Below are 19,527 nucleotides of genomic sequence, written 5' to 3' on the forward strand. Positions count from 1 at the left end.
AGCCGAGATGGCGAACACCTTACCTGGTGCCCGCCGTGGATCCGCGCTGGGTTTTCCCGGCCGGATCGCCGCACGAACAAGGAACTGATTTCTCGATGTCTGACGCACGCCCTTCTTTTCTCCGCCGCCCGTCCCTTCGTAAGGGCGCTGCCCTCGCCGCCACAGTCGGCGTGATCGCCGTCGGCTTCTCCGCCGGTGTGGCGGTGGCCGACGACAGCGCTCCGGCGCCCGTTACGCCGGTCGCCGCGCCGTTCGACCTCCCGGCTCTGCCGGGACTGCCCGCGCTGCCCGCGTTGCCAGGGCTGCCCGCGCCCGCGCCCGAGGGTCTCGTGCCCGCCCCGCCGCAGGTCTACGAGAACAACCTCGACGGCTGGATCCGCCAGTCCCTCGACGTCATGCGCCTGCACGGCATTCCGGGGAGCTACGAGGGCATCCACCGCAACATCATGCGCGAATCCGGCGGCAACCCCAAGGCCATCAACCTGTCGGACTCCAACGCCGCCAAAGGGACCCCCTCCAAGGGCCTGCTCCAGGTGATCGACCCGACCTTCAACGCCTACCACGTCGACGGCACCGCCTTCGACATCTGGGACCCGGTCGCCAACATCACCGCCGCCTGCAACTACGCGGCGCACCGCTACGGCTCGATGGACAACGTCAACGGGGCCTACTGAGCCTCGAACCCGGATCCGGCAAGCGCCTCCTCGTCTCCTCGACGCGGAGGCGCTGCCGTTTCCGGGTGCGACCGCACCACCGCGGCACCGCTGTTTCGGCCCTGTCCCCACGACTCGGGCTGGACTTCCTCGACGCGGAGGCCGTCGACGCTTGCGGACAGCTTTGCCGGGCTGGGCTCAGCCGACTACTTCACGAAGTCGCGCACGCCCTCGAAAACCGTCGACGAGGACAGCAGCGCGATATGGCCGAGGCACGCCGTCTGGGTGTTGGTGGCACCGCTGAGAATCGTGCTCTGATCGGGGTTGATGATCTCATCGCACGGCGACCACCAGGTGCCGTAGTTCACCCGGCCGGGGGTTTCGTCGGTGCTGTTGAGTTCGGCGAGGAAGGCTGAGCCGGGCAGCATCTCCACGCAGGAGGCGTCGAAGCATCCGTTGGCGACGTCGGTGCCGTGATTGGGGCCGGCGATGGAGACCCAGTCGTCGACGACATTCAGGCCGTCCAGCTTCTTCAGGTACCAGCGACTGTTGAGGCCGCCCATCGAGTGGGAGATGATGTCGATCTTGGCGGCGCCGGTTTTCGCGCGCAGCGCATCGGCCTGCGCTTTCACCTGTAGTGCGATGTCCTTGTTCGACTGTGTGGTGTCGTAGCTGAATCGTGCCATCTCTTCTGCGGAGTATCCCGCGTCCAGGAATCTGCTCCACATGTAATCCCAGTCCGCCGCCGATCCGTGCCAGCCGTGGACGAAAAGGATAGGATCCCGCGCCGGCGCCGCAGCCGCCTGTGGCGTGGCGATGCCGAGTGCGGCCGTAGCCGTCGTGACCAGGGTGATTGCGGCCATGCCTAGGCGGCGCGTGATCGATGTGATGCGCATGATTTGACTCCGATCTGCTCGCTGCACTGCGAGCAGACAGAAGGTAGCGCCTCGAGGCTCATCCGGGGCATTGTGAGATTTGGTTGTTTCAACTCGCCGCCGAGTCCTTGGTTCTCTCACGACATTCCGCGCAGAAGGTCCTGGGCGAAGCTACGCCGCGCCGACGAGCTGACAGCAGAGGGCAGGTCGGGAGAGGAGTCCTCGGGAGAGGAGTCCAGAGCCTCGAACCCGTGCCCGTTGAAGTCGCGGGCCGCCTACCGTGCATACGATTCCGGATACTCGCGTCAGCTCGGCAAGGAATCCGACCGGCTGATGCTTGTGCCGACGCCATCACCACTGCCCGCTGAATCCGGACCAGCCGCTTGCCGCGCAGCGGGATATGGGCCAGCTTGCGGCTGCCACCCCGGACCGTGGGTACCGCATCAAATTCCGGACGCGGCACCAGGGACGGCGCACCGCGCCAAGACCCACCTTCGAGCTAGACCTCGATGCGGCGAGTCCTGGGTCGCGCTTCCCACCAGCTGGTCGATGCCGACTAATGGATACGAGGTATCAGACTTGTGCCGCGCGCCGGGCCAAGAAGTCTCGAACCTCTGGAACCCGGGAATGACCGCGAATCGTATCCGCGATGGCATCGATGCGTTGATGCAGGCGGGTGGACGCGAGTCCGGCGATGGTGTCGTAGTTTTCGGCGAGCAGTGAGCATGCTCGTGCGACGTCACCGGACGTGGTGAAGTTCTCCGCGAGATGGACCTGCCACGCGGCGCGCTCCCTGGGCCATGCCGATGAACTTTCGATCGCGGCTTGCAGATTGGATGTCGCCTGCGAGTGCTCGCCGAGCCGCATCTGCGCCCAGCCGATGCCACCGACGAATTCGCCTTCCGGCAGGTAAACCCAATCCGGGTCGTGCCCACGAGTCGATTCGAATGCACGGTGCGCCCGGCTGATCGCCGCCGTCATGGCGGACTTGTCACCGCGTACCCCGTGAGCTTCGGCCTCCCTGATCGCCATCAACGCACGCAGTTTCGGACCACCGTCGCGGAGCGATGCCCGGGCTCCGGCCTGTGCGTATTGCACGGCCAAAGGGTTCCCCTTCGCGTCGTCTCCGGGACGACTCGCCATCAGACAGCTGGCATTCCCCAGCGCATGCGCCGCAGCGATCCCGTCACCTGCCGCATTCGCAGCGTTCGCCGCGTCGGCGTAATACCGCCGAGCATCATCGAGACGCCCTGCGTCGTAGTGCACCCAACCGGCGGCGGTCATCATCTCGGCGGCGGCGCTGGTGAGCGCACGCCCGACCGCCTCGGTGTAACTCCCCTGGTCGAGAAGCTGCTCGACGTAGCGGACCTGATTGGCCGCCACCCGGCACAAACGGTCGCCGCCGACCACGAGATCCAGTTCGTGGATCTGATTCACGCTGTCGATGATGGCTTCGACATCGCTCGCGCCGACTTTCCCTGCGGACGCCGACGCGGCGTTCGCGGGGGCGGAAACCGACATCATGGCGGCCCCCGCGCTTACTGATGCCCCTGCTTTGAAGAAGTTGCGACGGTCCACATCTGCCTCCCGGTCCGACTCCACTACCAGTATGGCAAGCGGAACGTCCAGTGCACGGGCTACGAGCCGCAGGACGCGAACATCGTGCGAGGCCGGGCCGCCGCGCTCCAGACCCGAGACAGCGGGCTGCGAGAAGTTGATGAGCGCACCTAATTCCGTCTGCGTCATGCCGACGGATTTCCTGATGCGCCGGATCACTTCGCCCGTGGTCATGTACATGGCCGAGCGTCCCCCGATCGTTTGTCGAATTTCCCCACAGCTTTTACCCCGAAAGCGATTGCACCGGCAGGATATACGGCCCTTCGCATAGCCGGAACGGAAATCGCGATCCGTGCTCCCACCTCGGTGTTCGCGCGACCTACCTTCGCTCGCGGATGCTCGGTACCGGGGCGACGCCGCACTCTGCGCGGCGCACCAGCCCGCCAGAGTGGCGGGCCGGTGGCGAAAGCCCCCGGTACCGGGCACCGGTCGATCCGCGAGACAGAGAGGTTTCCCGTGTCCACGCATTCCCTCGCCATGTACCAACTCATCGCCCTGTGTGACGCGGCCGCCCACCAAGCGCCGATGCGGCCGCTCAGTATCCGCCAGGCCCATGAGGTGATGCAGATCCATGTGGCTTGCCGCGCGAAATACTGCGCACGCAAAGCGGCGGCGCGACAGGTGCTGGTCGACAGCGGACGGATGGTGCCGGACCCGAGCAGGCCGCAGTGACGGCAGCTGCTCCCGGGCCGCCGAACCGACGCCGCCACATCCAAATCGAAACCGGTCCGCTGCGCCTGGACTACCAGGCAAGCGCCGAACAGGCCGAAAGCGTCGCACGCGCACTGGCGCAACGGTTCCCGGAAATCACGGTGACTGTGGACGACGACCTGGACGACGATCTCCCGCACCTTCCTTGCGCACAGCTGTGGGACTGATCGCTCCGCCCCGCCACCCCTTCATCCTCGAAATGCGAACGGAGACTGCAACGATGCGATCTGCCCAACTCGAACGAGGCCGACTCCACCCCGATTCGTGCTGACGGAGCGGCCATGAATACAGATCCCGCCTCCGATCCCACACTCACCCGCTGCCAGCGCTACCGGCACGTCTACGGCCTGCCGTGCTACGTACACCAGGAAACTCGGCGAATCACCCTGCGCGCGGGAGACGTAGGCGCGGTCACCGTGCCCGAACAACTCGGCAGAATGGTCCACTCCGACCTCGCCGGGCAATACTTGCTCGGCCCCGTCATCGCACACGGCTCCGGACGCTGGACGATCCTCGTCCGCCCCGACGACACCCACCAGCTCGCCAACGACACCGACATCTTCGTCGCACTGCTGCGCGCCTCCGCGACGATCGTCCCCGATGGCGGCGAGATCCTGCTGCCCTCCCCCGCCGACGAACGAACTGGATACCGCCGGTGGGTCGTCGCACCACGCGACGCGTTCCGCCCGCACATCAGCACCGTCGTCCAGTCGATCATCATCTGCGCGGACCGAACTGCACACCACCACTATGGGTTCCAAAAAACCGACCAGCCGCGAGAACACCCCTAGCAACACCCACTCACCTGCGCGCCCGTCGATCAGATGACCCAACGACCCGAAGCTCCTGATCCGAACGAACCGAATCCGGTGGAACCGGAGACCCTGTATATGCGTCATAGACTTCAGGACGACTTTGACGGCCCGGATCGGGAGGCTTCGTGGGACGACGGACGACGGCGACAGTTGTTGCACTCGCTGGGGTGGCGCTGGTCGCTTCGGGGTGCGATTCGGGCACGAACGGGACTGCCACGCCCAGCACGACCGATACCTCGGCGGCCACGGCCGCCCTGTGGGATCCGTGCACGCAAGTATCGAACAGCACATTGCAGCAGATCGGCGTCCGACCAGACACCAAGAGGTCGGGGGTTGCGGGGGTCGAGGAGCCTGGCTGGAAAGTGTGCTCGTGGAACAACGACAACTTCAACCTCGGAGTGTCCACGACGATCTACACAGTCGATGACTTCAAGGCCAAGCCCGACAACATCAACTTCTCCGACCTATCGATCGCCGGACGCGAGGGTGTCCAGCACCGGAGATCTTCGGACCGGTTCAACGAGCTTTGCGATCTAATTTTTCCTGCGAAATTCGGATCGTTCGGTTTGACGATTTCCAATCGCGCGTCAGCAAAGAATCCGGCAGAGCCGTGTTCGAGCGCGCGTGCTGCGGCGGAGATTCTTGTACCGACTTTTCCACGCTGAGAAGGGGGCATCAAATGGCACTGAACGAAGACTTATCACGATGGCAGTACCTAGCCGGCGAGGCCAAAGCAGGTCGGTTGTATCTGGACCGATCGGTCGCACAGGCATGCCGCGACGCGTGCAATCGGCAGATTGATCTCTACAATCAGCTTCGCGATGATCTGCAGTGGGTTAGCAAGGTAAGCGGGCTCGGCAAGTTCGACTGCTCGGATGACCTAGCAGACATGCTGGGCGCAAAGGCAATCGGCGGCGACGGGGATGTGGACTCCGCCCTCAAAGAGCACATCGAAGTATTGACCCTGATGCGTGATACGATCCAGATTTCCGTGGACCGCATCGGCGCGACGGACGACTCCAACGCGCAAGATACGAGCAATCTGCTGAACTGACCGGGGGATAATCATGGGCCTGCCGTTCTTGGTAGCGATTGGCGCCGCGCTGTACGAGCAGTCGAAATCCGGCCCGCCGGACAGCGGTTCGCGCGACGAGAGCCCCGACGCGGCCATCGCGCGGAACCGCATCACCGAAATCATGCGCGCCGGTAGTGATTTGCAGACCCAGTCGCCGAAAGTTCCGGAGAGCGCGTACAAGAACCCGGACGGCATGGACGATCTCTATCAACGCCTGCAGGCGATGTCGATCGATGGAGTCGTCGCGCTGCACCAGCGGTGGGAGTCCATTCGCAACCGGCTCGAGCAGGGTTTGCAAGGTTTCGGCCCGGAGATCGGCAAGGCCATGGAAGGCAAATGGGAGGGGGCGGCGGCGAAGGCCGCGGCGGACGGGATCAAGGAATATGTCGACAAGTCCGGCGGACTGATCAGTTCGGTGCAGATCGTCGCCGAGAAGGTGAAGATCATCCGGTCGGGCATCGAGGTCACCCGGCCCGCCGTGCAAGAAGCACCCGCCCATACGTGGACCAGCAACGTCGCGAGTTGGGTGCCGGGCCCGACCTGGAAGCTGAACCAGCATCGCGAGGACGCCGCGCACGACGCGTCGGTGAACGTCGTCAAGAACGTCTTCTACCCTGCCGTCCGTGAAGCTGACACCGGCGTTCCACTGGTGCCCAAGCCGTACAACCCGGTGCACAATTCGAGCGATCAGCCGTACACGCCGAACAACGGCTGGCAGCCGTCGTCGTCCGGCACAGGCACCGCCGACAAAGCCACCACGGCGGACCCAGCACAGCAACCGGGTACCGAGAACACGCCGGAGACCACCGTCCCGTCCAGCACGAATCCTGTTGCCGAGCAGGAAAGCACGACCGAACAGAGCGCGACCACACCCGCGAGCACGAACCCGTCGACCCAACCGGCGAGCACCAATCCCGGAACCGATCCATCGCTGACCCGCCCCGGAACACCGAGTCCCGGATCTCCTGGCACGCACAGCCCGGGCACACTCAACCCGAACGCTCCAGGCCTCGGCGCTCCCGCACCGGGTCGCAGCATCAACAGTGTCCCGGGCGGCGTTCCAGCCGCCGCTTCCGCGCGGCCCGGCACCGGTCGGCCGGGAACGAGCGGCATGCCGGGCATGATGGCGCCGGGCGCTCGCGGCAAGGGCGACGACGACAAGGAGCACCAGACGAAGGACTACCTGGTGAACCAGCGCAACGGTGAGGAACTCACCGGTCTCGGTGCGGAGAACAGTGTGAAGTCGGTGCCACCGGTGATCGGCGAATGAGCCGGACCGGTCTCGACGCCACGCCACGACGCGCGGGGTCCATGACGAAGGAGCCGGTTGCATGAGCCGACGGGACTGGTCGTTCACCGCGCTCGGCTTCACGGTGCTGTGGCGGGCCGTCGAGCGCGACGTGCTGCCATACCCCTTGCAGTACCGATCCACGGCGGAGACCGTCGCCGATTACGAGTCGGAGTGGAAATCCGAAGCCGCCGGACTGCACCGTCGCCTCGACGAGTCCCTGTACAGCGCACTGCGTGTGCTGGCCGAACCCGAGGCACGCATCGAGATGGCGGGATTCAGCGGGAAGGACAAACTGCGCGTCCACGCGGCCGTGCACTATCGGCATGCCGTGCTGCTGGTACAGGAGCCCACCGCATCGCCGGATCGCGGTGGAGCCGTGCACATGTCACTGATCGCTGCGGAGAGCGTGAGCCGTCGGGTCATCGACCACCTACCCGACGCCGCACGCGGCAGCGGCCCCGGCATCGAGATCTCCCGGCACGAACTCGACGCCGAGGACGAGGAACCGTACCGCGTGGGCGCACCGGCCCCGCCCCGCGCCCGAGCCGAGCAGTTCTTCGAACGCCCCCGCACCACCATCGCCCACGTCGCGGTCTACGCGGGCCCGGCCTGGGACAACCGCCCGGCGCCCGCCCGCGGCTTCCACGTGATGGACTACCCCGACGGCCGCTACCTCGTCCGCAGCGGAACCACCATCAAGGCCGTCCCCGCCGACACCACGGAAGTACGGTCCCAACTCGACCGGGTCGTACACGCAACGGTCGCGGCCTTCCGCGAGGAAAACGATCCCAGCTACACCTGACGCCACCCTCCACACACGCAACCGGGACCAGGCGGGCCAGAGAAGTGAGCCAACGATCCAGCGCCGCAGACGCACCGGAGTTCACCAGCCCGATTCTCCGGGGAGTCCGAGCGGTTTGCCCTTGTGGCACAGGGCACCGGCGCGGACGAGCGCGCCGAGTTCGGGCGCGTCGACCTTGTGGCAGCGCGCTCAGTCGGTGGATGTCTTCTGACGCCTCAGGACCAGCGCTAGCCCGATGACGACCAGCACAATCATGAGAACCGCGGTGGCGACGTTGTCAGGCATTCCCAGGAATTCGGGGCGATAGAGGGGATGGCTGTAGACGGGATCATCGACGAAGAAATACGAGGTGCCGGGCCAGCAACCCGCGGCGAGCACCGCGATCCAGAAGGCGCCGGCGAGGTAGGCGCCGGTTGCCATGCTGAAGCGATCGGTCACCGGGCGGCCGAGCAGGCATATCAGCGCACCTACGCCCAGGCCGATGGCGGCGAAGAAACCCATCGCGGTATGCAGCTTGGCGTGCGGCAGCCAAGCGGGATTGTTCATATGTCTGCTCGCCAGGATCACTCCGTCGAGCAGGACGGGGACAACGATCGTGGCGATGCCGACGACAACCAGCAGCACCCGTCCGACGTGGGGTACCTGGGTGCGTCTCGGTGGATCCGAGCGGACCGCGGCTCGTTCGGTGGTGGCGTGATCGGACATCGGTATCCTCCTAGTTCATGACAGGATATTATCTCAATCGAGATAGTATCAAGTGAGATACACCTGGTCGAGTGATCGACCAGAGAGGTAGCCTCCCGCCATGCCTATCCGTGACGCGACACCGGACTACGCCATCGGCCCCCTCCTGCAGCGAGCGCACCGGCATGCGGCTGACGCGTTCAACTCGGCGCTCACGGCACTGGACATACAGGGCAGGCATTTCGGAGTGCTGATGACCCTGCAGCGCCTCGGCCCGATGAATCAGACACGGCTGGTAGAACATCTCGGCGCGGACAAGTCCGCTATGGTCCGAATGATCGATGATCTCGAGTCCAGAGGATTCGTCAAACGCTGCGACGACCCTGCCGACCGGCGAGCGGTCGCCGTCACACTGACCGAGTCCGGCACGAAGGCGTTCAAACATGCGGAAACGATCGCCAAGGCCGCCGCCGACGACCTGCTCGAGGGATTCGATGCCGCTGAGCGCGCGCAATTCAAACGACTGCTGGGAAAATTCGTGAACGTTGCACCCAGTGACGTCGCACCATTGCCCGGCCGCGGACAACAATGAGCATCAGCACTTCAGAATGGGCGCCCTCCTTGCAGTGCGGAGGTTGGTCACGTCAGGTGGAGCGGGTCGGTGCCTGTTCTGGAGGAACCGTCGAAACGTTCGATGATTCGTGAAACCAGCAACGCTGTTCTCGCGTTTCCGGGGACACATCGCGTAGCGCTCTCCAGAGCGGCAGAGTTCCCGAAACGGCACCTCCCCGTTGCGGTACCGCTTACCTACTTGGACTCCCGGGAAGCCGTTCCGGTTCCATTCCTCTCTGAATCAAGCACTCACCGCCGATTGCGTGGTGGCCTGAAGATTTCAAGATCGGACGCCGCAACGACGCCACTGCTCGGAGCAAGTTCGTCCAGGATGCGGGAAGGGCCCCCACAGCGGCAGGCGCTTCGACGACTCGGCCGAGAATGTTCGCCACCACCGCCGCGATCACTGGGGCGCAGCAAGCCGAAGACGACCCCCAGTGCGAGTCCAGCTGGGACCGGAGCTTGCGGGGCACTCGCGCCTGGCGAAAGCTGGCGGGGTGCTGCGGTCGATAAGCGACGTATGCTGCCCCACAGACGATTTCGGCATAAACCGCGGTGCCGATTGCGCCACGTAGTCGCCACGCGAACGGCCCATCGGCCCGACGACGGCCCATCGATGCAGGTCACACCGCTACTCCCGCCAGTGACAACAAACACAGCGCCGGGTGAACATAACCTTGCCCTATGCCTCGCTGGAGTACGCACCGACGGAAGCCGGCGGAGGTGGGCCGGCTGGCACGAGTCGGCGGGGATCCCGAATCATTCTCGGCAGCAACGCTTTCCAGGTCGATAACCAGATCGATCACCGCCGCCGCGAGTGGGCCCGGCGCATCGTCGACCGCGCACAACCAAGCACCGCCGCCGCCGCGAGTACATCCGGGCGCACTCGCACCGAAGAGCGAATCCGACTCGCAGACCACAGTGATGGCGATGCCTCCGCTGCCACCACCACGTCAGGACGACGAGCCGCACCGGCTGCATCACTCGGGCGCGGCCGCTTTCGTCGGACTCTGCGTCGGTGTAGTGCTCCTGCTGGTATCGGGGTGTCTACTGGTGAACCACCCGACGGGAACGTCGGCGTCGTCGACGGCCCTGCGCACCAGCGCACCCAGCGCCCCGGCACCGACGTCCACCGTGCAGAAGACAACGCCGGTAGCGGCTCCCCCTCCGGTCCGGACGGGCATCGGTGTCACCTTCGGAAAGGTCGTCGCCAATGACGGCACGACGATGGTGGTCAGAAACGCGTTCACCAGCAGCAGCGTCAAGGTCCGCGCCGACGCCAACACCAAGGTGAACGTCCTGGTTGCCAAACAGGCGACGGACATCCGCGTCGGCGCTATCGTCGCCGTCTACGGACGGCAGTATCCCGATCACACGATCGTCGCGGAGTTCATCACCGGCATTTCGATCGGGGCCCCGACCCGGTGAGCGGATCGCCGCGTCAATCACGCCCGCGCAACGCCGCTTCCACCGCCGCGTCGTCGACCGGCTCGGTCTGTCCCCACACGTCTCGCGCCAGCCGCAGCTTTCCGCACATGCTGGCCACCAACGCCGCCTCAGCCGCCGCGTCGGCCCCGCCCTGCCCGATTGCTTTGCGGTAGCGGACCGCATCGACGACAACCGATTTGACCCGCTCGTGTGCGAGGTAGGTCCGCAGGTCGCGACGCCACTGCCCGATCGCGGCCTCGGGCTCGGCGGCGACCCACGCGGCGAGGAACGCCTCCTGCTCTTCCGGCAGGTAGCCCATCTTGTGCAGATGCGTGGCCACGTCGTAGACCGGATCGCCGTACAGCGCGAATTCCCAATCCAGGAATACGACCCGATCGTTTCGCACGATCATGTTCTTCCGGTGCACGTCGGCGTGCAGCATTCGAAAAGGCCTGGCCTCGAGCGTGTCCCACGCCGCGAGGATGTGCTCGAGCGGCTGATCGGGCACACCCAAGCGGCGGTACAGCTCGCCGAACTCCGCACTGCTGTCACGGTGCACGCGGGCGGTGACGGCGGACAATCGGCGCGCGAACCCAGCGGGTTCGTCACCCCAGTCCGGCTCGACCGGCGGCAGTAGATCTCGGGGGATGCGCCGAAGTTCCCCGAACAGCGCCGCCACATCAGCCGGTACATGAGCCGGAACTCGGACCCCGCGCGGCGCGATGCGATCCAGCAGGTCGCCGTCGATGTAGTCGTGGATCTGATAGGCGGGGTGAACCGATTCCCAGCGCAGTCTCGGCGCCGCGGCGACGAAGGGCTCGATCGCGATCAGCACCGCGGGTTCGGGCCATTGCCGCAGGTCCATCACATCGGCGCCGGCTACCGGAATCCGCACGTTCACCGCACCGGCGACGCCGTCGACGCGGACGTTGTGGTTGTAGTACCCCGCGGCCGACTGCGATCGGGACAGCGCTTCGACGTACATCGCCTCGGCGTCGACACCGATCACCCGGGCGATCACGCGTGCCGCGTCGCGGTCCAATCCCGAGCCGGGCGTCGGCGGCTGAATGCGCGACCGCGCGGCCGCCGCGGCTTCGGAGATGTCGGGTTCGGTCCAGCCGTACAGCGCCAGGACCGCTCGCGCGACGAGGACCAGCCCCGGATAGACGTTCGCCCCCTGGAATTCCGCGATGGCCCAGCGCGCACTGCGGACGGCATCGTCGCGCCTCCCGCGACGCGCGAAGACGCCCGCGCGGAACAGTTCGGCCCTGGCCCGACCGGAGCGGTACCCGGCCTGCTCGAGAATCTCGCACGCTTCGGCGAGCGCGTGCTCGGCGGCATCCAGCTCCCCGAGCGACAACCGCGCCAGACCCAATGCGGTGTAGGCCTTTCCGAGTTCGTGCAACGCGCCGAGCTCACGCTGCCGCACGATCGCCGCTCCGGCGGCCTCGATCGCCCCTGCCGGGTCCGTGAGCGCCAAGAGTTCCGCCAGGTTCGTCGCGACATTCGCCTGTCCGACAACGCTGCCCGCAGCTCGATAGTGGGTGTCGGCCTCCGTCAGATACCGGGCGGCGCGTTCGGTGTCGAACGCCAATCGGTAGGCGAGATGACGCAACCGGGCGATGTCGCCGAGGAACTCGTGGTCGTCCTCCGCCATCGCGACGAGCTCCTCGCACATGCTCAGCGCCTGACCGAATCGGCCCTGGCACATGTGCAAATCGGCCGCCCACTGCCCCGCGACGAGCCGGGCCCGCCCCGATCCGCGCGACCACACGTCGTGATAGATGGCCAACGCGTCGTCGGTGTCGCCGAGTATGCGGCGTGCGTTCGCCGCAGCGACTGCCAACCGCTCCGCGATCGGGCCGGTCCGGTCCAAAGCGACGTCCCGGGTGAGCCGATCGGCTTGTTTGGCGTCGCCGAGCAGCACCGCCGCTTCCGCTTCCAGGCACCGCGTGAGTTCCGACAGTTCCGCCATACCTGTCAGGTTCTCATGCGGATCGCTCAGATATCGGTCCAGATCGCTGATCACTCCGCCGATGCCCTGGCTGCCACCCGCCGCCTCGATCCGGTCGACGTATCCCAGCAACGTCACCGCGGACAGCAGCCCGGACCGGACACCGTGATATCCCGCCTCCCGCAAGGCCGCGACCCGGCCGAGCGACCGTTCGGCGCGTGCGAACCACAGGTCGTGCAGCACGCCGTGCAGAGTGCGCCGGACGTCCGGATCCAAACGCCACTGCAACGCGTCCACCATCAATTGGTGCAGCTGGAAGCGCTCACCCTCGTCGTTCTCGTCCGCCGCGTACACGAACGAGTACGCGACCAGGGACTTCCACGCGGCGATGTGATGCGGTAGCTCGAACTGCCGGGCGACCGCGGTGAAGATCTCCCGATCGAAGGTGCGCGGCAGGCCCAGCAGTTCCAGCATGCGAACTTCGTCGGGGCGCACGTGCTGGAGGAAACGCTCGAGAATCGTTTCCGGAGAGACCAATTCGGCGGGCGTCACCCAACCCGCGCGGGTCCGGGCATCGATGGCCAGATGCAGATAGAACGGGACACCCGCGCTCGAAGCGGCGATCGCCGCGCGCTCGTCGGGATCCTCGATGCCGGAGGAGTCGAGCAATTCGAAGCGGGCGTCCATCGGCAGGTCGTCGACGGGCACGGCCCGGATGCGGGCCGACCACTCCGAGTCGTGCCGCTCCCAGCCCAGCGGCTCGCGGCTGGCGATCACCACCAACCCGGTGTCCAGCTGCGCGACCACATCGCGTAGCCAGGCATCGGACGCCGCCGCGCGGCCTTCACGATCGGCGCCGCCTATCAGCGCTTCGTAGGCGTCCAGGAAGACCACATACGGCTTCCCCTCCGTCCCACTCTTCAGATCCTCCGCGAACAGGTAGGAGACGGCTTCTTCCAGGCCCGCGAGACTCAACCGGTCGAGTTCCCCGAGGACCGGATCGTGGCGGATCCGGTGGGTGCGGATCACCTTGCGAGCGCCGAGTTCGAGCAACCGGGTCGCGGTGCCGAAGACCGGGATGCCGGTGGCGTCGTTGAGGATCTCGGTCAGGATCTCGCTGTGCTCGGCGAGCGCGAGCGCGTCCGAGGTCAGGCGCAGATGCGGGTGCATGCGCTGCCACAACACCGCGCGGGCGATGTCGAAGCGGTGGAACTTGATCTTCTGCGCGCCGAACTGCATGCGCAGCACGGCGAGTCCGTCCGCGGCCTGGCGATGACTCGGAACCTGCAGGTCGAGCACTGCCGCCGGATGTTTCTTGCCGACCCGCGACCGCAGTTCGGTGACCAGCCGGGACTTGCCGATCCCGCCGACACCGCCGAGCAGCATGACGCGGGGATGCCCTGCGGCCTCGGCGAGCAGTTCGTCGAACCGCGTCAGCACCGGCGCGCGGTCGACGAACGGACGGCTGGTCGATCCCGGCTGGAACCGCGCGGTCAACACCATGGCCTACCCCCTCCTGACGAGCCCGGCACGATTGTGCCAGAGCCGGCCACCGGCGACCTCGCACGCGCCGTCGAATGTCGGTGCCTCTTGCTAACTTTCGTCTCGTTCTGATCTGACGAAAACAGGCGAGGCGCTATGACTATCGGGGGAACCACCTATCTCGAACTGTCCGAGGACAGTGGTACCGCGCACAAGTTCTACGAGGTGATCGTCGCGGGTACGCAAGTGAGCGTCCGTTTCGGTCGCATCGGGGAACAAGGGCAGACGAAGGTGAGTTCGTTCGCCTCCGAGGAGAAGGCGCGGGCGGCCGCGTCGAAGAAGATCGGCGAGAAGGTGCGCAAGGGCTACGCGCCCGCCGTGCTGGGCGCGCGGGCCAGGCGTCCGGTGACCAGGCGCGCGATCAGCAGCGGCCGCTCCACGGCGAAGGCGGCGCCCGTGCTGTGGAGTTTCGACTCCGGCGCCGCCGCCTTCGGCATCTTCGTCGACGAGCGCCGCTGCTGGGTCGGCAACGAGAGCGGCGACGTGTTCACATTGACTCCCGACGGTGTGGTCACCGGCCGGTACCGCCTGCCGGATTCGGTCAAGTGCATTGTGGCCGACGACTTCTGGATCTACGCAGGCTGCGACGACGGGCGCGTCTACGACCTCTCGGGCAAGGTGCCGCGGGCGGCCTACGACATCGCGGCCGATGTCGACATCTACTGGCTCGACATCCACGACGGCATCCTCGGCGTCTCCGACCGCCAAGGCGGGATCACCGTGATCGACTACGAGGAAGAGTCGCTGTGGACGCGGCGCAGCACCGGCGATTCGGGCTGGATGGTGCGCATCGACGCGAACGGCGTCTACCACGGGCATTCCGCCGGCGTCACCAAGTACGACCTGGACAGCGGAAGCACCCTGTGGCAGATGGGCACCGGCGGCGGCGTCCTGTTCGGCTGGCAGGAATCCGACGCCGTCTACGCGGGCACCGCCCGTAACCAGGTCCGCATGGTGGCCAAGAGCGGCCGGGCCGAGCGCGTCTATCAGTGCGACGCCGCGGTCTTCTCCTGCGCCACCTCGCCCGACGGCCGGTATGTCTTCGCAGGCGACAACTACTCCTCGGTGTACTGCTTCGACGCCGCCGGGAACCGCGTGTGGAAGCTCGCCACCGGCTGCGGCTCGGCGTATTCCATGCAGTACCACGACGAGAAGCTGTACTTGGTCACCACCACCGGCACGCTGGCCTGTCTCGATGTCGGCGAGGCCGCCATCCGCGACGCCGAGCAGGGTGTGCTGCCCGAAACGGTGTCGGTGAAGGCTCCCGAGATCTCGGCGGTGGTGCCCAGCGACACCGTCGAGATCACCTCCGAAGCGGGCAGCGGAATCGTCGTGGAGTGCGTGAGCCAGGGCAGTTCGCTGCGCGTGCGAGTCGTCTCGCCTGGATATAACCAGGGATGGAATGTGCAGTTCCCCAAGGATATTCGTCTGGCAGGGGCTCGTTACGTGGTCGACGGCATAGCGGAGTCGGCGCGCGGCGGCTTCTACCGCGTCCGTGGCGACATCCGCCGGTTGTCCTGAGCGGCAGACGTTCCCGAAGGAGGCGTTCCTCGCACGTCGGCGCGAGATGTGCGAGGGACGTCCCTGATGGGAACACGGCTGTTCGGTGGACCTGACACACTGACAAAAGCGCTATCGAACAGGGGGCTCGATGAGGGGACGATTCACATCGTTGTGTGCGGTCGCCGTGGCGCTGACGACGGTGGCCGCGCTGCTGGCCGGATGCGCGTCGGACGAGCGCGAGGAACGAGGCTTTCCAACCGAGGCAGCCGAGCAGATCGACCGCATCGTACGGCCGCAGATGGACGCGCGGCTGGCCCCCGGGGTACTGGTCGCGGTGCACGACCCGAAACGGGGTTCCTTCGTCAGGGCCTACGGCACAGCGGATCTCGCGACAGGTCGTCCGATGGATGTAGCGGATCATGTCCGGATCGGAAGCATCACCAAGACGTTCACCGCGACCGCGGTGCTGCGCGCGGCCGACGAGGGCAAGCTCTCTTTGGACGACGTGCTGGAACGATATGTGCCGGGAGTGCCCAACGGCGGCACCATCACTCTCCGCGACCTGCTCGGCATGCAGGGCGGCGTCTGGGATCTCCGGGACTATCCGGCCTTCGCCGAGCAGTTCGACGCGACGCCTTCGGCATCCGAATGGCACGACGGCGACCGGTTACGCGCGATCATCGCTCAGCCGGAGCGGGCGAAGCCACCGCGTACCCGCGTGGAGTACTCGAACTCCGAGTTCTACCTGCTGGGCCTGGTGCTCGAGAAGGTCTTCGGGAAGCCGGTGCCCCAAGTCATCGGTGAAGTCGTCGCCGCGCACGGGTTGCGCGCCACGACGTATCCCACCGACGCCACCATGCCCGCGCCTGAGAGTCGCGGGTACTCCTACTTCGACGAAGCGCCCACCGACGTCACCGCGCGGACCACCCCGGCGCTCTTCGGTGCGGCGGGCACGATGGTGTCCACGATCTCCGACCTGGCCGACTACGCCCGCATGCTGGGCCGCGGCGATCTGCTGAAACCGGAGACCTTCCGGGCCAGGACCCAGTTCGCCGGAGACCTGCGCTACGGACTGGGCATGGTGGAGTCCGGCCGCTGGCTCGGCCACAGCGGCGCGGTGCTGGGCTACACCACCCACATGGGCTATCTCCCCGAGCAGGACGTCAGCGTCACCGTCGCGGTCAACGAATTCACTTCTCCACCCCTGCTCGGGGTGACCGCCTCGGTCATCTGGTTCGGCATCGTCCGTCAGCTGTATCCGGGCACGGTGCCCGACGCCCCGGCGAACACCCAGCCCGATCCACCGGTGCCCACGGTCACCGATCTCGACAGTCGACTACGTCAGACGCTGGACCCGGCGATTCCCACGGAGCGGAAACCGCTGCGGGTCGCGGACGACGACAAGGACCCGGAGTTGATCACCCGGGTCGCTCAGGCCTTCACCTCGATCACCACGACGGTCGGCAAAGTGACCGGCGCGGGCGGTTACCTCCTCGCGACCGTCGCTCTCACCGGACCGAACGGCCGCCGTCCGACGATCGTGCCGTTCGTCTCGCGCGACGGCTCCTGGCGTATCGACCGGTACTGGGCGTGCGAGAACACCGCCGGGACCGGGCCGCCCTCGCCCGCCTGCGAATGACGGGCTCCGCGCCCTGATCTGCCGATTCGTCGACGGAACGCAACGCCCGGTGGGAAGGTGGATGTACGGCAGGTGTCGGGCGAAGGAGCGAGACACATGGTGGACAAGACCAACGGAGCTGCCGCGGGCGACGGCGGCGTGATGACGGCGGACCGGCCCGAGCAGATTCGCAACGTGGTCCTGGTCGGGCACAGCGGGTCGGGAAAGACCACGCTGGTCGACGCCATGGCGCTCACCGCGCGGGCGGTCAATCGCGCCGGGCGGGTCGAGGACGGCACCTCGCTGTCGGACTACGACGAGATCGAGCATCGCCAGCACCGCTCCGTGCAGCTGTCGGTGGTGCCGGTGGCGTGGGGCGGCATGAAGATCAACCTGATCGATACGCCCGGATACGCGGACTTCGTCGGCGAACTGCGGGCAGGGCTGCGCGCGGCGGATGCGGCGCTGTTCGTCATCTCGGCGGCCGAGGGCGTAGACGGGATCGCCGGAGCGACCAGGGCGCTGTGGGAGGAGTGCGCCGCGGTCGGGATGCCGCGTGCGATCGTGATCACCCATCTGGACACGGCGCGTGACGAGTACGACGTGATGACCGAGGCCTGCCGCACCGTGCTGGGCGGCGGCTCGTCGGAGAGCATCCTGCCGCTGCACCTGCCCGTGTACGGCCCGAAGAATCCGGACGGTCACCGGCCGGTCACCGGCATGGTGGAGCTGCTGCCGCACTGCGTGGGCGACTACTCCTCCGGCGAGGAGGTCCAGGGCGACCCTTCGCCCGATCAGGCGCCCGCGCTGGAGGAGGCGCGCAATCGCCTCATCGAGGGCATCATCGCCGAGAGCGAAGACGAGAGCCTGATGGAGCGCTACCTCGACGGCGAGGAGATCAGCCTGGCGACACTGGTCGCCGACCTGGAGCGCGCGGTCGCGCGGGGCAGCTTCCATCCGGTGCTGTTCGCCGCGCCCGCGCCCGAAGGGGCCAAGCAGGGCCTCGGCACGGTCGAGCTTCTCGACCTGATCACCGGCGGCTTTCCGACGCCCGCCGAACACCTCATCACCGCCAGCAACGGCGCCGAGCCGCACCCGCTGCGCTGCGACCCGGGCGCGGAGCTGGCCGCGGAGGTGATCCGCACCGCGTCCGACCCGTACGTGGGGCGAGTCTGCATGGTCCGTGTCTTCTCCGGCACCTTGCACGCCGACGACACGGTGCACGTCAGCGGGCACGGCCTGGAGGACCGCGGCCACGAGAGCCACGAACTGGACGAGCGGGTCGGCGCGATCTCGGCTCCGTTCGGCAAACAGCAACGCCCGCTACGCCAGGCCATCGCGGGCGACATCGCCTACGTCACCAAACTCGGTCACGCCGAAACCGGCGACACCCTCTCGTCCACCGACAGCCCCTTGCGGATCGAGCCGTGGCCGATGCCCGATCCCCTGCTGCCCATCGCCATCAGCGCGCACAGCAAAGCCGACGAGGACAAACTGTCGCAGAGCCTCGCCCGGCTCGCCGCCGAGGACCCGGCGCTGCGGCTGGAGCACAATGCGCAAACCCACCAGCTGGTGCTGTGGTGCCTCGGCGAAGCGCACCGCGACGTAGCGTTGGAACGATTGCGGACCCGGTTCGGCGTGCAGGTGGACGTGACCGATCACCAGGTGGCGTTGCGAGAGACTCTCGCGGGCAAGGCGACCGGGCGCGGCAGGCATGTGAAGCAGTCCGGTGGGCACGGCCAGTACGCCGTGTGCGAGATCGAAGTCGAACCGCTGCCCGAAGGGTCCGGGATCGAGTTCGTGGACAAGGTGGTCGGCGGAGTGGTCCCGCGCCAGTTCATTCCATCGGTGGAGAAGGGCGTCCGCGCGCAAGCCAACCGCGGATTGACCGCCGGATATCCGCTCGTGGACGTGCGCGTCACCCTGTTCGACGGCAAAGCCCATTCCGTCGACTCCTCCGACGCCGCCTTCCAGACCGCAGGTGCCCTCGCCCTGCGAGAGGCGGCGGCGACCGCGGGAATCAAAGTGCTGGAGCCACTCGCCGAGGTCTGGGTGCTGGTCACCGACGAATACGTCGGACCGGTGCTGAGCGACCTGTCCAGCCGCCGCGGTCGCGTCCTCGGCACCGAGCCGCACGGCGCCGGACGCACCCGGATCCACGCCGAAGTCCCCGAGCTGGAACTCAGCCGCTACGCCATCGACCTACGCTCGATCTCCCACGGCACCGGCGATTTCACCCGTAGGTACGCACGCCACGAACCGATGCCGAACCAGGTCGCCGCCTCGGTGCGGGGCGAAAAGGCACGAGCGTAGTCCGCTCGGCTCGTACCTTCACCCACTGCACCGT

16 protein-coding genes are annotated in these 19,527 nt (G+C 66.8%); 12 read left to right on the top strand and 4 right to left on the bottom strand.

The window, feature by feature from the left end; all coding sequences use genetic code 11:
- The first annotated feature begins 95 nt into the window (after window positions 1-95).
- Window positions 96-674 (top strand): transglycosylase SLT domain-containing protein, encoded by a 579-nt coding sequence (locus ACIA5H_RS00585; protein WP_397072871.1) that lies wholly within the window; start codon window positions 96-98, stop codon window positions 672-674.
- 185 nt (window positions 675-859) lie between these two features.
- Here ACIA5H_RS00585 and ACIA5H_RS00590 read toward each other — a convergent pair whose 3' ends face one another.
- Both ACIA5H_RS00590 and ACIA5H_RS00595 read right to left on the bottom strand, forming a co-directional pair.
- On the bottom strand, window positions 860-1,549 hold the full coding sequence (locus ACIA5H_RS00590; protein WP_397072873.1) for an esterase/lipase family protein: 690 nt from the start codon (window positions 1,547-1,549) through the stop codon (window positions 860-862).
- Window positions 1,550-2,101: 552 nt separating this feature from the next.
- Window positions 2,102-3,700, bottom strand: a complete 1,599-nt coding sequence (locus ACIA5H_RS00595; protein WP_397072875.1) for a helix-turn-helix domain-containing protein — start codon at window positions 3,698-3,700, stop codon at window positions 2,102-2,104.
- A gap of 113 nt (window positions 3,701-3,813) precedes the next feature.
- Between ACIA5H_RS00595 and ACIA5H_RS00600 the strand changes: the two genes are divergently transcribed.
- The 6 genes from ACIA5H_RS00600 (at window position 3,814) to ACIA5H_RS00625 (ending at window position 7,839) form a co-directional block, all read left to right on the top strand.
- The gene (locus ACIA5H_RS00600; protein WP_364427856.1) at window positions 3,814-4,023 is read left to right on the top strand and encodes a hypothetical protein; all 210 of its coding nucleotides are present in this window, start codon (window positions 3,814-3,816) and stop codon (window positions 4,021-4,023) included.
- Between the two features lie 114 nt (window positions 4,024-4,137).
- The gene (locus ACIA5H_RS00605; protein ID WP_397072877.1) at window positions 4,138-4,647 is read left to right on the top strand and encodes a DNA-directed RNA polymerase subunit beta; all 510 of its coding nucleotides are present in this window, start codon (window positions 4,138-4,140) and stop codon (window positions 4,645-4,647) included.
- Between the two features lie 149 nt (window positions 4,648-4,796).
- Entirely contained in the window at window positions 4,797-5,336 is a 540-nt protein-coding gene (locus tag ACIA5H_RS00610; protein WP_397072879.1) for a DUF3558 domain-containing protein, read from the top strand.
- Between the two features lie 14 nt (window positions 5,337-5,350).
- Window positions 5,351-5,725, top strand: a complete 375-nt coding sequence (locus ACIA5H_RS00615; RefSeq protein ID WP_397072881.1) for a hypothetical protein — start codon at window positions 5,351-5,353, stop codon at window positions 5,723-5,725.
- Between the two features lie 13 nt (window positions 5,726-5,738).
- A complete protein-coding gene (locus ACIA5H_RS00620) occupies window positions 5,739-7,016 on the top strand; it encodes a hypothetical protein (RefSeq protein ID WP_397072883.1) in 1,278 nt (425 codons plus the stop codon).
- A 61-nt stretch (window positions 7,017-7,077) separates the two neighbouring features.
- Complete coding sequence (locus ACIA5H_RS00625) at window positions 7,078-7,839, top strand: ESX secretion-associated protein EspG (protein WP_397072885.1); 762 nt, start codon at window positions 7,078-7,080, stop codon at window positions 7,837-7,839.
- Window positions 7,840-8,028: 189 nt separating this feature from the next.
- Here ACIA5H_RS00625 and ACIA5H_RS00630 read toward each other — a convergent pair whose 3' ends face one another.
- The gene (locus tag ACIA5H_RS00630; protein WP_397072887.1) at window positions 8,029-8,463 is read right to left on the bottom strand and encodes a hypothetical protein; all 435 of its coding nucleotides are present in this window, start codon (window positions 8,461-8,463) and stop codon (window positions 8,029-8,031) included.
- Window positions 8,464-8,644: 181 nt separating this feature from the next.
- Here ACIA5H_RS00630 and ACIA5H_RS00635 point away from each other — a divergent pair, with 181 nt between their 5' ends.
- Entirely contained in the window at window positions 8,645-9,115 is a 471-nt protein-coding gene (locus ACIA5H_RS00635; protein ID WP_397072889.1) for a MarR family winged helix-turn-helix transcriptional regulator, read from the top strand.
- A 950-nt stretch (window positions 9,116-10,065) separates the two neighbouring features.
- Window positions 10,066-10,563 carry a hypothetical protein gene (locus ACIA5H_RS00640; RefSeq protein WP_397072891.1) on the top strand — a complete coding sequence of 166 codons (498 nt, stop codon included), beginning with the start codon at window positions 10,066-10,068 and terminating at the stop codon, window positions 10,561-10,563.
- A gap of 13 nt (window positions 10,564-10,576) precedes the next feature.
- Here ACIA5H_RS00640 and ACIA5H_RS00645 read toward each other — a convergent pair whose 3' ends face one another.
- Entirely contained in the window at window positions 10,577-14,020 is a 3,444-nt protein-coding gene (locus tag ACIA5H_RS00645; protein WP_397072893.1) for a phosphotransferase, read from the bottom strand.
- 135 nt (window positions 14,021-14,155) lie between these two features.
- Here ACIA5H_RS00645 and ACIA5H_RS00650 point away from each other — a divergent pair, with 135 nt between their 5' ends.
- From ACIA5H_RS00650 to ACIA5H_RS00660, 3 genes are all read left to right on the top strand, one after another.
- On the top strand, window positions 14,156-15,580 hold the full coding sequence (locus tag ACIA5H_RS00650) for a WGR domain-containing protein (RefSeq protein ID WP_397072895.1): 1,425 nt from the start codon (window positions 14,156-14,158) through the stop codon (window positions 15,578-15,580).
- A 130-nt stretch (window positions 15,581-15,710) separates the two neighbouring features.
- Window positions 15,711-17,201, top strand: a complete 1,491-nt coding sequence (locus ACIA5H_RS00655) for a serine hydrolase domain-containing protein (RefSeq protein ID WP_397072897.1) — start codon at window positions 15,711-15,713, stop codon at window positions 17,199-17,201.
- Between the two features lie 96 nt (window positions 17,202-17,297).
- Window positions 17,298-19,493, top strand: a complete 2,196-nt coding sequence (locus ACIA5H_RS00660; RefSeq protein WP_397072899.1) for an elongation factor G-like protein EF-G2 — start codon at window positions 17,298-17,300, stop codon at window positions 19,491-19,493.
- Window positions 19,494-19,527 lie beyond the last annotated feature (34 nt).

Origin of the sequence: Nocardia sp. NPDC051900, from assembly GCF_044452545.1 — a bacterium.
In the GTDB taxonomy this organism is placed as follows: domain Bacteria; phylum Actinomycetota; class Actinomycetes; order Mycobacteriales; family Mycobacteriaceae; genus Nocardia; species Nocardia sichangensis.